11 protein-coding genes are annotated in these 13,723 nt (G+C 51.8%); 8 read left to right on the forward strand and 3 right to left on the reverse strand.

The annotated features are described in order from the left end of the window. Positions 1–46: 46 nt before the first annotated feature. Positions 47–634, forward strand: a complete 588-nt coding sequence (locus V8I28_RS03405) for an NAD(P)H-dependent oxidoreductase (RefSeq protein WP_341778718.1) — start codon at positions 47–49, stop codon at positions 632–634. 210 nt (positions 635–844) lie between these two features. After that, complete coding sequence (locus tag V8I28_RS03410; protein ID WP_341778719.1) at positions 845–1,528, forward strand: GNAT family N-acetyltransferase; 684 nt, start codon at positions 845–847, stop codon at positions 1,526–1,528. Between the two features lie 94 nt (positions 1,529–1,622). Here the strand turns inward: V8I28_RS03410 and V8I28_RS03415 are convergent, their stop codons facing one another. After that, the gene (locus V8I28_RS03415; protein WP_341778720.1) at positions 1,623–2,549 is read right to left on the reverse strand and encodes a tyrosine-protein phosphatase; all 927 of its coding nucleotides are present in this window, start codon (positions 2,547–2,549) and stop codon (positions 1,623–1,625) included. Positions 2,550–2,773: 224 nt separating this feature from the next. Continuing rightward, positions 2,774–3,619: a hypothetical protein gene (locus V8I28_RS03420; RefSeq protein WP_341778721.1), complete on the reverse strand. Its 846-nt coding sequence runs from the start codon at positions 3,617–3,619 to the stop codon at positions 2,774–2,776. A 228-nt stretch (positions 3,620–3,847) separates the two neighbouring features. On the opposite strand from V8I28_RS03420, the gene V8I28_RS03425 reads away from it, so the two are divergent. The 5 genes from V8I28_RS03425 to V8I28_RS03445 all read left to right on the forward strand — a co-directional run bounded on the left by V8I28_RS03425 (position 3,848) and on the right by V8I28_RS03445 (position 11,574). After that, positions 3,848–5,485: an SWIM zinc finger family protein gene (locus V8I28_RS03425; protein ID WP_341778722.1), complete on the forward strand. Its 1,638-nt coding sequence runs from the start codon at positions 3,848–3,850 to the stop codon at positions 5,483–5,485. Positions 5,486–5,516: 31 nt separating this feature from the next. Further along, positions 5,517–5,945 carry a 6-carboxytetrahydropterin synthase gene (locus V8I28_RS03430; RefSeq protein WP_341778723.1) on the forward strand — a complete coding sequence of 143 codons (429 nt, stop codon included), beginning with the start codon at positions 5,517–5,519 and terminating at the stop codon, positions 5,943–5,945. A gap of 423 nt (positions 5,946–6,368) precedes the next feature. After that, a complete protein-coding gene (locus V8I28_RS03435; protein ID WP_341778724.1) occupies positions 6,369–7,130 on the forward strand; it encodes a helix-turn-helix domain-containing protein in 762 nt (253 codons plus the stop codon). A 175-nt stretch (positions 7,131–7,305) separates the two neighbouring features. Next, positions 7,306–9,597 carry a lectin-like domain-containing protein gene (locus V8I28_RS03440; protein ID WP_341778725.1) on the forward strand — a complete coding sequence of 764 codons (2,292 nt, stop codon included), beginning with the start codon at positions 7,306–7,308 and terminating at the stop codon, positions 9,595–9,597. Positions 9,598–10,443: 846 nt separating this feature from the next. Beyond that, the gene (locus V8I28_RS03445; RefSeq protein WP_341778726.1) at positions 10,444–11,574 is read left to right on the forward strand and encodes a GGDEF domain-containing protein; all 1,131 of its coding nucleotides are present in this window, start codon (positions 10,444–10,446) and stop codon (positions 11,572–11,574) included. A gap of 897 nt (positions 11,575–12,471) precedes the next feature. Here V8I28_RS03445 and V8I28_RS03450 read toward each other — a convergent pair. Beyond that, a complete protein-coding gene (locus V8I28_RS03450) occupies positions 12,472–12,903 on the reverse strand; it encodes an Rrf2 family transcriptional regulator (protein WP_341778727.1) in 432 nt (143 codons plus the stop codon). A gap of 186 nt (positions 12,904–13,089) precedes the next feature. Here V8I28_RS03450 and V8I28_RS03455 point away from each other — a divergent pair, with 186 nt between their 5' ends. Next, positions 13,090–13,662: an NADPH-dependent F420 reductase gene (locus V8I28_RS03455; RefSeq protein WP_341778728.1), complete on the forward strand. Its 573-nt coding sequence runs from the start codon at positions 13,090–13,092 to the stop codon at positions 13,660–13,662. Positions 13,663–13,723: the final 61 nt, after the last annotated feature.

Consider the following 13,723-nt stretch of genomic DNA (forward strand, 5'->3'; position numbering starts at 1 on the left):
ATTGTAGCATAGACTGTGAGCAATCACTTGAAGGAGGAACCGCGCGATGAAAACCATTATTTACGCCCATCCCTATGAGGGCAGTCTCAACCATGCCATTTTGGAGCGAATGACGACTTATTTTACGGCAACCCAACAGGCCTATCAGGTGATCGACCTCTACCGAGATGGGTTCGACCCACGCTACTCTAAGGAAGAGCTGCGATTGTTCAGTCGGGGCGAGACGCCTTACCAATTAGTCAAGGACTATCAGCGACTGATTCGCCAGTCCGATGAACTACTCTTTATCACGCCAATCTGGTGGCACCAGCTACCGGCCGAACTGAAAGGATTCTTCGACAAGGTCATGCTGAAGGGCTTTGCCTATGAGGAGACGCCAACCTGGCGCGGCCTGTTGACCTACATTCACAAGGCCACGGTTATCACGACCGCGACGTATTCGAAATCCTACTTTCAAACGCATTCGGGCGATCCTATCCAGCGGAATCTGATTGACCGAACTTTCGCCGACATCGGGATTGACCCGCAAAAGTCGCAGTGGATTCATCTGGGTGAAGCCAACACGACGACCGATGCCGTTCGTCACCAATTTTTGACAGACTTACCGACGCTGTATTTGCGGGGGCAGGCCTGAATCTGGCTGGGAAAAGATTGACGTCCTAGGCGTTGACAGGCTCGGCGGGTCTTTGGTAAGCTACTGGCAAGGCGAGAGCGCCAAATAAATTTTAGGAGAAAATGCCTATGATTGCGGAAAGTGGAAGTGTCGCATAATCGGGAGGTTTGACCGATTGAACACCACACACAGGCCTCCCAGACGGTGAAATTTTGACCTCGGAGGGAAATCATGATTAATTTAGAAACAACTGATTCAGTGACTGACAAACAACTAATCGTTCGGCAGGAGCAACCGGCCGACTGGCCAATTGTGGAAGACCTGACGCGCGCGGCGTTTTGGAATTTGTATGCGCCCGGTTGCGTGGAACATTACTTGGCGCATCGTTTGCGAGGACACGCTGACTTCATCAAGGACTTGGACCTCGTGATCACGCTAGATGGGCAAATCGTCGGTAACATCATGTATACGCGGGCAACGTTAACCGATGAGTCCGGGCATGTCAAGCCTATCCTGACGTTCGGCCCCCTCAGCGTGCGGCCGGGCTACCAACGGCGCGGCTATGGAAAGCTGTTGATTCAAACGTCCTTTAAGATAGCACGCGAGATGGGCGAGGACACCGTGGTCATCTTTGGGATGCCTGCCAACTACGTGGCCCGCGGTTTTCGGTGCTGTGCGGACGTCAACGTTTCGTTACCCGGCGATCAGTATCCGACAGCCATGCTGGTTAAGGAGCTGACGCCTAAATGTCTGGCGTCCCATCACTGGGTCTACCGGGAAAGTCCGGCGATGGCCGTGGATATGGCGGCCGTCGAACAGTTCGATAAGGCCTTGCCACCACTAGAGAAAAAGTGGCAACCGAGTCAAGAAGAATTTAATATCATTAGTCGCTCACGGGTTCAGCCGGCCGACTAATTAGCGCTAGCGGCGAAAAATCGCGTGGCGGATCGTCAAGTTCATTGATGATTCGTCACGCGATTTTGGTGTTGTCAGTAAACGTTGCTGTCTTCTATTTTGCTGCTGTCAGGTAGTTGGCCCGCAGTTGTTTCAATTGGGTGTTCGTTAAGCCGAGACCCTTGTGTAAGAAGTTATCCATGTTGCCGTACTTCGTGTTCACGGCCTTGTACATGGTGTTTAAGTAGGCCATCTTGACGCCATTTTGGGCCTTGAAGTTGGCGACTACGGTTGGTGTTAACGTCTTGCCTTGCGCTTTCCAACCGGCTTCTTGATGCTTCAAGTTTTGCTTGTTGGTTTGTTTTAAGTAAGTATTTGATTTCAGGTAGTCTTGGGCAATGGCCTTCTTGTTAAAGTTGAGAGCGGACAGAACTAAGACGGTGCCCATTCCGGCGCGGTCCTTACCGGCGGAACAGTGCCAGAGGACGGCCTTGTTCTTCGGATTCTTCAATAATTGATGGAACAATGACTTGTACGCCTTACGTCCCTGGGCCGTGGTGATGGCATCATGATAGGATTTCTTCATCATCTTATCGGCTGCGCCCTTCTTGGAAAAGTCGGGGAAGGCACCGAAGGATTTAAAGACGTTAGCTTTGACTAATTTGACGCCCTTCATCTTCACATCGGGGCTCTTCTGTTGTTCGATGACGGTCCGCAGATCGACATCGGTTGCCACGTGATAGGTCTTGACCAGCTTCTTTTGGTCGGACTTGGACAGGGTGGAGAGACTGTTGGAACGGATTAAACGGTGCGCCTTAATCTTTTGCCCCTTGCTGTTGACGTAGCCGCCCAAGTCGCGGGCGTTAGAAGCCCCCTGTAACTTGATATGCGTCGACGTTGACTTGGCCTTCTTGGCCTTGTGTTTGGTCGTCTGCGTCGTCGTGGATTTAGCAGATGCCGTGAGAGTGGACAGGGGTTGTTGCCAACCGAGGGTGGTGGTCAACAATAGAGCGGTCACTAAGGTACTAACGCGTTTATTCATAAGGTAACTCCTCCTCTTAATTGGGTACGTCCTTAGGATACTAAGTGAATGTAAAGCGTCAGTGTAGATTGTGTAAAGATCAGGGGCACCTCTTTAGTATTAAATTTATGAAAGGGCCTCATTGTGGCTAGTGTCGCCGGTCCGATGAGTGGGGGATGCCCCATTTTTTTGCAAAAAAAGCCGCGGTCTGCCAAAGACAGGTCGCGACTTGATTTTAGAGGAGGCTACTCATCGAGATAGTCCTTGATCTCAATGGATTCGCCGACATAGTAGTTTTTACCATTAACCTTATAGGTGGTCCAGGTGGCATCTTCGGTATAGCCGTCTGGGAAGAAGACCTGGTGATGTTGCTTGGTGTTGTGCACAATCTTTAGGCGGTAGTGGCCCTTGCTGAGCTTGCGGTTAGGTAAGCCCTTGAGTGGCTTAGTGTAGTCGATCGTGGTGGTCTTACCCTTAACGGTGACTTTGTGGACCTTGACGGAAGCGGTTGGTTTCCAAACGTTGCGGCCGGTCACGGACTTATAGAGGCCACTCGGTGCGTACTTCGCGATATCCTTGGCGCTGTAGTATTGCAGATAGTTATCCAGCGTGAGGTAAAAGGCCGGAGTGGTGACCAGCGTTTCCTCCTTGGAAGCAACCTTAAAGCCGGTGCCCTGCTGAAAGAGCAAGGTGCGGATCGGCGCCTTGAGCTTGACCGGTTTGAAGTTGGCCTTGGTGATGGGAATCGTCATGGTCTTCATGGGATCCATGGCGGCGTAGTGTAATTTCTTTAGCCGGTTGTAGTGGACGGCGCCCGAGGTGAAGCCCCCGGTTTCGACGAATTTCCCCTTGATGGTCGTGCCGCCCCGTCCCGTGACTTCCAGTAAGGCGCCCTTTTTCTTCAGTAACTTGCGATAGTGGTTCCCCGATTTTTGCGAAAAGCCGACGTCCATGTTCTTTTTCAAACGAACGTAGCGGACGTGTTCCGGCAGGTAGGGTGATGAGCTCGCAGCGGCCGTCGTTGCCGAGACCCCCAGCAAGCCGGCGACGCCTCCCGTCAACACCAATGACCCGATTAACCATTTTTTCATGTAAACGCTCCCCGATGAATCGGTCCAGTTCCGCGCTAGCTTGGGATTGGCTGAGCTAACGGGGACCGGCCGATCAAATTTAGTCAACTAGATCGCCGACTAAGTCTAGTTTACACCCATCGTGCCGAGAAGATAAAGCGCGGATTGTAGCGGTTGTGCCAGACCATTTTATTTTACCGAAGGGATTTGGTATAGTGAAGTCAAAGTGCATCGGGAGGCGGTTAACGGATGGATTGGGAAGCACCATTTCGGTCACAGATTTTGGATCGCGGCTACGATTACTATCGGCAGGGTTTGGTGATTAACGGGCAGAAGTCGCCCGACAAAATCCAGGCAATCGTTCAGGGGACGCAGCGCTATCACGTCACGATTACCTTGGCGGACGATGCGGTCGTAGATGCCGCGTGCGATTGCCCCTATGCCGCCGATGGCAAGCACTGTAAGCACATGGCTGCCGTGCTGTTCTGGGCATTCGATGACGCTGATCAGTCAGACCAGCCAGGCAGTCCGGTTCTAACCGTAGCAGACCTGATGGCGCGGGCTTCGGATCAACAAGTGCGGGAGTTCTTGACCCAGGTCCTACAGCAAGATACGCGGTTGGCCGCGCAGTTTGAGTGGTTGGTGGCGCCACGGATGATTCAGGACAATCTGGGGGGTTATCGGGACGCGGTTCGCACCATTTGTGAGGCGTATATGGACGACGACTTCATTGGCTACGATGTGGCCGGGGATTTTGAAGCAGAGATGACCGACTTTATTCAAACCAATATCCGGTTGACCGATGACCAGCAGCAATTAGCGGTGGCCTTTAAGCAGTTGGCGGCCACGGTGGTCATTCTCGCCAACATCGAGATTGACGATTCCAACGGGGAGATGATGCGGCTGGATCAGGAATGCCGCGATATCTGGGAACGGATGATTCAGCAAGCCCACCTGCCCTTACAGCGCGAAATCTTTAGCTGGTTACAGCGGCATGCCAACGCATCGCTAATGGCCTTTGAGGAATCGGTGACGGACTTGATTTTTACCCATTTCACGGCCCCGGAATTCATGCGAGCAAAAATGATGTGGACCCAGGCGCGCCAGCAACAGGCCGAACAGCAGGCCAACCAGTGGGATGCCGAGAAATGGGCAACCCGTCACGTCCAGACCATGATTGACTTAGGACTGGATCGTGCGGAGTTAGACCAGTTTTGTACGGCTAATGCGGCCTACGCGGCAGTACGGCAAGCATACATTGACTATTGCTTGAAACGGCAGGATTATTCGACCGCTCTGCAGCAGTTGACTGCGGGCAAGCACCAGGCCCAAGGCGACCACCGTGCGGGATTAGTCAGTCGCTATAGTCGACAGCTCAAGGATCTCTATCACCGATTGGGACGGTCAGCCGATTATCAGCAGGAGTTGTGGCAGTTGGTGACGGTCTACGATCCAGCCAATTTGCAGGATTTTCGGGAACTCAAGCAACTGTACGCGACCACCGAATGGCCGGCACAACGGCAACACTTATTTGAAGTGTTACCGCAATCGGCCGAAGTAGCACCGCTGTACGCCGAGGAAGGGTTGCTACGTCAGTTGTTACAAGTCGTTTTAAAATCCCCCGGATTGGGTGAAGTCCAGGCCTACGAGCAGTTGCTGAAGCCCAAGTTTTCCCACCAATTGTTGGAAAAGTACGTAGCCGTGGCCGAGCAGATGGCCAGTCACACGGGGACACGCCAGCACTATCGTCAGATTGTTCGGGTCTTGAATCAGATGACCGCCTATCCGCTGGGACTGAACACGGCCCAAAAGCTCATCCGGCAGTGGCGGACGGATTATCCGCGGCGGTCGGCCATGTTGGCGGAACTCGCCAAGTTTAAGGGATAATCGTTGGTAGCAGTGAGAAAGGAAAATACGAATGAAGAAGCAACGAACTTACAAGATTAAGTCATACGTCAATGCCAGTCACGCCGTTCGGTGGAAGTCTGGGACGGGCAAGAAGCACAACCACACCTGGGAAATCGTGTGTGAACTCCACGTGTTCGAGGGGATGGTGTCCTTCTTTGATATTGAAAAATCACTGAATAAGGCGATTGACGAGTTGTCGGGGAAGTATCTGAACGATCTGCCGGAATTCAAGGTGATTAATCCGACGGTGGAAAACGTGACGGAGTATCTATTCAACGAAATTGACGGGATTCTTCGGCAGAATAACGCCGTACTCCTGCGGATTGAAGTCAGTGACTCGCCAACGCGGTCGTACTGTATCGACGTGACCGAACGGCAATTTCCAACGCTCGAAGAGGTGCAAGCCGAAAAGGATCAACCCGCGGAGGATCACGGTTAGCCGCGATTTGAGCTGGTAAGGAGAACTTTTAAACTGGAAATGTAGACCGGCCGCAACTAAGAGACCGGTCTTTTTTTATGCTAGTTGACGTTTAAGACGGGTAAACGTGAAAATATGTAGGCCGTTTGTAGTAATCACCACCCCGGCAAAAAGTTTTTACCGTCATCAATAAACGATAAACTGGTCGTATCGTTTGGTCGACTGATTGGCCTAAAGAATGGGTGAGTCCGCGAAACACCCCTAAATAACCGCATCCATCCGATTGAAGGATGCGACCGAACACCTGAATATTTTACCGAATATGCGGATTGCTCAGATTCTGAGGTGTGGTTAAGCGCTATGTATTTCCGTAGCTTTCCCCCAACTTTTTTGTTAGGATAGCTCCATGCTTTTGCAATTAACTATTTTTGGGAGGAATAGCTTGTGGCACAAGATTTACAGTACACGCACTATTTAGACTCGTTGCAGTCCTATCTAGCGCACGATCAGACCGCCAAAGCACTGATTTTAATCGGTTACGTGGAACGAGATTTCATTCGCTTTTACCGTGCCGGTCGGTTGACGGAAGGGTTGAAATTTGTGGAGGAAAACCTGGCCCGGTCGCGGGCATTACTCGGCCAGCTGACCCCCGATGAGAAGGTCGCCCAGCTCCATGCGTTGGTCGATATTTTATCGTTCGAAGGAATTCAAAATCATGCGGATATCCTAGCGTTCGTTCAGCTGCGGACGCAATATCATCAACAACTGGCCGCATTGCCGGTGACCACGGAAAAGTATATTCCGTGGATGAAGCGGATTGTTCAGGACTTTGGAAAATTAGCGCAGAAAAACGCCTTATCCTTTGCCAATCACCTGGAATCGACGCTGGACGTTATTTACTACGTCAATGCCCATTTGCGAGATAAATTGACGGTGCGGCAGGTCTTGACCCACGTCAATCGGCGATGTAATCCGACCGGGGTTCAGCGCGGGTTTAACACAGAGATGGGCATGTCAATTCGAGATTACATCAATGCGAAGAAGATCCGCGAAGCCCAGCGAATCTTGCTGATGGACACGATCCCAATTCGTCAAATTGCTCGGGATCTGAATTTTTATGATGCGGCGGATTTTTCGAAACGGTTCAAACGCGAGATTGGGGTCACCCCCTTGGAATATCGTCAACAAAATAGTCAGGTGGATTAATCAATTCATGGCCACTCGAGGTGGCGTGATCGATGGAAAACCGACCTTGTATTTTTGTGGGTAACTTTAAAAATTTGAATACAAATCGGCGTTTAATCCCCCTGTGACCCGGTATACTCAGAACCATTCCACACAGTGTACGTGGGTTAGCAAGTTTGGTTGGGGGGATTTATTCATGCAACGTCGACAGATTTATCGACAGATTGGATTATTTTCGGGAACGGTTTTGTTAGGGCTGAGCTTAAATGCGATCAGTGGTCATGCGGACAACCTAACAACGACAGTGGTACCGGATATGGCTATGTCTGCAAACGACGAGCCAGCCGCAACTCGCGATGAAATTGAGGTGAGTCCGGCAACGACTGCGCCAGCGGACGAAGTGGTCGTGGGTGATGATGGCAGTCAGATAGAAGCAAGCCATTCAACGACCGAGCAAGCGACGGATACAACGCCGCCGGCTACAGATCCACAATCGCCGGCTACCGAGTATCGTCGGCAGACGCCGGCACCAACGGATAAGGTTGCACCGAGACAGCCCGAGATGACTGTCCGGCAAAACGTGGTGACGGCGGTCAAACGTACCGTCCAAGCCAAGCGGTCGACGCCGGCTGAACGAACCGTGACGGTGACACCGAAAAAGACGCGCGCGGCCAGTCGGATTCACGTGACGCCGCAGAATTTTCTCGACTACTTTGGCTTAAACGGGTCGGCCACCTACGATGAACAAAGTGGGATTGTGACGCTGACGCCGGATAAAACCAACCAGGTCGGTAACTTCTCGTTGAAGAGTAAAATCGCGATGCAGAACAGCTTTACGCTGCGCGGTCAGGTCAACTTGGGCAGCGATCCCGGTGGCGCCGACGGCATTGGCTTTGCCTTTCATAATGGCAACGTCACCGACGTGGGTAATGCGGGCGGTAATCTGGGAATCGGTGGATTGATTGCGGCGCTGGGCTTTAAGCTCGACACGTGGCACAATGATGCGGTCAGACCAGACAGTAGCTTGCCGGGCGCGCAGATTGATCCCACGGATTCGAACGGGTTTGGCTGGGCGGCAGATCCCGCTGGCAAGTGGTTCGGTGGGTTTGTCACCACCTCGCTGAAGGATGTTGAAATGGCCGACCATCGCTTTGTGGACCGCTGGTGGGCTGAAACGGACAAGTCTTCCGTCCAGAATTTGGCGGCCAGCGACCTAGATGGTCAGTTTCACGATTTCGAGGCGAATTATGCCGGCGATACGCGGGTTCTGACCATCACCTACCAGCAAGATGCACAGTCGACGTTGACGTGGCAACGCGTCGTGCCGGCATCGGACGAAGCGTTAGCCATGATTGTGAGTGCCTCGACTGGGGCGGCGAAGAACTTGCAGCAATTTAAGCTGACCAGCTTTGATTATCAGCAGGCGGCGACGGTGAACGTGGCTTATGTTGATTTGACGGGTCATCGGATTGGCAGCGCGGTCGTGGACTATCCCGATGGCGCGGTCGTAGGGGGAAGCTATAGTACGAAACAGCTCGATATTCCGGGGTATCGGTTTGTCAGGATGGACGACAGCGGTGAGGTAAGTGGCCATAAGAGTTTGGCGCCATCTGGGGAACTGACACAAAGTGGGGACAACGGGACGGTGGTTTACATCTACGCACCGGCCTATCAGGTCAGCCAACGTGTGATTCATGAGACGATTCATTACGTTGATGAGCAGGGAAATCAGGTGGCGCCGACCTTTCAGGACCATGCCGTAACGTTTGTGACCGTCACGGACCCAACGACCCACGAGACCAAGATTTTTTACGCGTCGGGCGACCAAGCGGCGCCGCAGTTGAATGCTGACGGGGTGCCAGTTGATCAAGCGGATGTATCTTGGACTGCCGGGGCGGAAGCGACGTTTGCGGCCGTCGCCCATCCACAGGTTCCGGGTTATCAGGTTATCGCCAATAGTGCGGCGGACGGCGATTTGACGCGGGTATCGGCGCAATCCGTCTTCAGTGATGCATCGGACCTCACGTTTACCGTGGTCTACGCGCCAACGGAATCGGGGAAGCCAGTCGACCCCGAAAAACCGGTGGCTCCGGAGAAACCAATTGATCCAGAAAAGCCGGTCGATCCAGAAGACCCAGTCGATCCGGTGGACCCGAACAATCCCGATCAACCGGAAGCGCCCGGCGACGCGGGTGAATCGACCACCCCGGAACGCCCAACGGCCCCTGGCCATTCGGACACTCCGGACACGTCAGATTCTACCGAAACGGCGACCAATCCGTTCACGCAGGAACCGATGGAGACGGCTACTCGTGATCAGCGGCGCGGTGTGACGGTGTCTCTACCATACAGTCGAAATATTTGGACGCGCCAGTCGCAGTCGCTCCCACAGACCAACGAGCATTCGGCCAATTGGGGTCGTGGGTTGGGCGCCATATTGCTCCTGGCCTTGAGTTACTTGGGTTACGGGGCTTGGCGGCGGCACTAAACCATTGGCTGGTCGCCAATCAGTGGACAGTAGAATAGAGGACTTGGTGCCAGTCGACAACGACTATCGATCGGGTTTATGAGCCATCGGGACAGGGAAGCAAGCGCTGTGGCTAATTTCCCTTCAAGTTAGCCATCCTCTGCGCATGGTTGGTGAAGCGCCAAACAACTGACGGACTCACGCCCCTAGTCAACGTGTGTTCATCTAAGTCGTGCTCGCCGCCATACCTGACGATTGTGCGTTGACAGGACACCCAATCGACCGAGAACTTCCCCTCAGATTTCGGTTTTCCGATGGGATGATCGCCCAGGTAGTCGTTGTCGACTGGCACCAAGCACAGTGAAAAAACGAGATTGATCCGATGATTTTATCGGGACAATCCCGTTTTTTGACGTTCATGGCGGGTCATCTAGGAGGAGAAAGTTTCGGCCCGATTCTACCGGACAACCGTTACCATTCGGCTGGACTGTAGCGACTAGCGACCTTCAGTCACGCGCGACACGTGAAATTTCTGAACATTTTGTGTTGGCTTCAGTGGGAACGATCGGCACTATGGGCGGATTGGGGCTCATGATACGAAGAACAGTTAATAGCGGAAGTAAACGTTACATTAAAAATGTTTACATAATTCAGCACTTCTGGTGATTTGGTTATTCTTTTTCAGATGTAATGGTCTTATGATATTTTTATACTAGTTAATCTGGTGTGAAATCTTTCCCAGATAATTGGTCTAAATCGTTAAACTAGAACCTGGCCCGCGAATTTTTAGCGGGCCAATTCACGCAGGAAAAAGTTGTTTTGTCAAAAGTTGCGGGTCATTACGAGTCTAAAGAAGAGGGTTTATTCATGACATGGTCTCATTGGCAAGTGCCGCCATTTACTACCAGTGTATTCTTCGTTCTGGGCGTGTTGACGCTCTACTGGGTTTCCTATAATTGGATTATTTCCTGGACCCATACGCATCAGATTAAGGTGGCCGATGATACCATTAACACTTGGTATGGCCTGGCCTATATGATAGTTTTCGTTTTTGGGATACAGTCCTTAATTGTTGGGCAGACCAACGCCTGGGAGTTTATGAACTTTGAGTTGATTGCCATTACGTTCTGTGCGTATTTCCTAAATGTTCGAATTTCTTACTTTTTGCTGTTTCCAATCGTCCTCGTCTACATGGTCTTTGACGGGTCGTTGGGGTATTGGCAATCGTGGGCGCACGCCATTACCCTAATGATATTCTTCGTCCTTTTGAATCTTGCACACACGAGGTCGGAAGGATTCCGGCGCCCCATCGTCTTCTATTTCTTAACGGTGATTCCGTTCGGGGGCCTGTTGTGGTTCTGGATGAAATTAAAGTTCAACTTCTCGTGGTTCACGTTTGGCGAGGAGTGGCTGTACCTCATCATCTTTGAAATCTTGCTCTACATCTACGTGACGATGCTGACGAACGACGCGGAGCTCCGACTACAATTAGCGAAGTTTGCCAGCCACGATGCGTTGACCAAAACCGGTAATTTTGCCGCCTATACCGAGGACATCGAGCGGTTGTTCCAGCAGAGCAGTCGGGAGGGGCGAGCGCTGTCCATGATGATGTTTGACATCGATCATTTCAAAGCCGTCAACGACACCTACGGCCATTCCGTCGGCGATACGGTTTTGCGGGAGGTCGCGGCGACCGTGCAAACGGTGGTGGCCGAAAATGACCCGCACGTCAAGTTCTACCGCACGGGTGGTGAGGAGTTCAACCTGCTCTTCCCGGGGTATGACGTTGCGGCGACCAAGACCATTGTCGACCAGATCTTCACGGCCATTAACCACTTGGAAATTCAATCCGGCGATGACGTGATTCGGCTGTCGGTTTCCGTAGGGGTTTCCGCGATTACCACGGATGATAAGGCGCCCATGGACTTCTACAATCGGGTCGACCGGAATCTCTATTATTCCAAGCGGCACGGCCGGATGCAGATCACGGTGGCCTAATTATTGACTCACTTATAGAAATGACCTTTCTGACACTTTCTCAGAAAGGTTTTATTTTTGACTACTTTTTTCCAGGCGGAGGATTAGGCATAATGAAGCCATGGTTAGCCGCGGTGGTCACTTCCCAGAACCGTCGCGACTAGCTAGGCACTTGCATGACAGCTTCAACCCCTTATCTGTAGAAAGTAACTGTCTCTGAATGGCTGATTCTGCCGATGGAATCAGTCATTTTTGATTAGCCGCTAAAGGTTGAAAGATAGAGATCGACTAAAGCTGTGGTCATTGCGCAATTCATGGCGTTAATATTAGTCGTTTGCAATTTCATAGCGGAAAGCGGTCGCCTTACCGTTCGCCAAATATGGGTTGGATCGCGGTGGGCGGACCGGACCGAGCCTGAGAGGCGGTATCGGCCTCGCTTTGAGCCGATAGCCCACGTCTCAAAGACGCCAGTTCCCTAAGTGGCCTAAACACCACTAAGGGAACTTCCACGGCTGAACCCATATTTGGCTCACTCACGGCTGCGAGAGTGCTGGCCAGCAACCAGCGGCTTAATCCCACGTAACAACCGGTTTGTCGATAAACGTTGGTATTACTGATAAACACCATCCCGCCGGAGATCGTCAGGGGTGGAGCCAGCTGTGTCCCCCATAGCAGGCAGAACCCCTGGCAGGCGCAGGCCTCTGGTTTCACTAATTTTAGTGGACAAAACGCCGCCATTACGGGAAACAATGAGCTTTATTCAATTAGGGATTCTGTCAATGATGGAGGCCATCAGCCTGATAGCGGGTTAACCACAAGTTTGGAGTCCAACGTCTGACCGTTGGTACGCCCTGGATTTAATTGATCAGCTCTAAATAAAAAAACCCGTCAGACCTGACGGGATCGAATCGATTTCTTCTATTCTGCGGTAAGCCGCTGCATCAGCGTCACATCGTTTAAGATATCCTGCAGGGTAATCTTGGCCATCTTGGCCTCGGCCGCCGCCTGAATTTCACTATAGTAGTGACTCAGGACGGTCGGCATAGTTTGGCCAATTGGACATTTCTGCGACGTATGCGTGTCGACCTTGAGTAGCGGGGCTTGACCGGGCAAAGTCGCGTAAACATCGCGTAGCGTGATCTCGGCCGGATCGGTCGCCAGGGCCAGTTGGGTTGGCCCGTGGGTCGGCGCGAGTAAGTGACTACGCTTCAAGTTCGCCATAATCTTACGAATGAGGCTGGGGGACGTTTCGAGACTACTGGCCATTTCCTGACTGGTAATCTTCTTGCCCTTGAAATAAGCAATGTAGACGAGTACGTGAATGGTATCACTGAATTGCGTGTTCGCCATCCGGGGGGCCACCTCCTTTAATATTCTGTATCTTATTTTATAACAGTTTTATATAAAAGTCAGTTAAAAAATCCTAAATAATTAAATTTGTTGTATTTAAACAAAAGGATTGACATTCAGTCCCAAAGTCCTTATGATTAAACTGTACTTAAAAATAATACAAAAATTAATCGGGGGGTCTGTACTATGGCAGCAATTACGATTTTTGGTAAGGGAAACATGGGTCAAGCAATCGGTGACGTGTTCACGCAAGGTGGCAATCAGGTCAACTTTATTGATTCCAAGGATACCGTTGAGAATCTTGGTGAAATTGTGGTATTGGCGGTGCCGTACAATGCCGCATTAAGCATTGCCAAGGCGAACCAAGCCGCTTTAGCCGGTAAGGTTGTCGTGGATATCACGAACCCACTGAACTTTGATACTTGGGACGAATTGGTCGTTCCTGCCGACAGTTCCGCCGCGGCTCAGATTGCCGCTGCCTTACCTGATTCTAAGGTCATCAAGGCCTTCAACACGACCTTTGCCGCAACGTTGAAGAGTCGTCAGGTTGGCGACCAACAGACAACGGTGATGGCTGCCGGTGACGACGACGCCGCTAAGCAAACGTTAGCCGCTGCCTTAACCGATAGTGGCGTGGCCTTCGTCGATGCGGGCTCCCTGAAGCGGGCGCGTGAACTGGAAAGCTTTGGCTTCTTGCAAATGACCTTGGCCGCCAACGAAAAGATTGGCTGGACCGGTGGTTTTGCGGTCGAAAAGTAAGGGCAATTAAAGATTAAATTGACGGGCGTTACGCCCTGAAAATTGGGGAAGGGTCTTGTAA

Source organism: Levilactobacillus sp. HBUAS70063 (assembly GCF_038374745.1).
Lineage (GTDB): Bacteria > Bacillota > Bacilli > Lactobacillales > Lactobacillaceae > Levilactobacillus.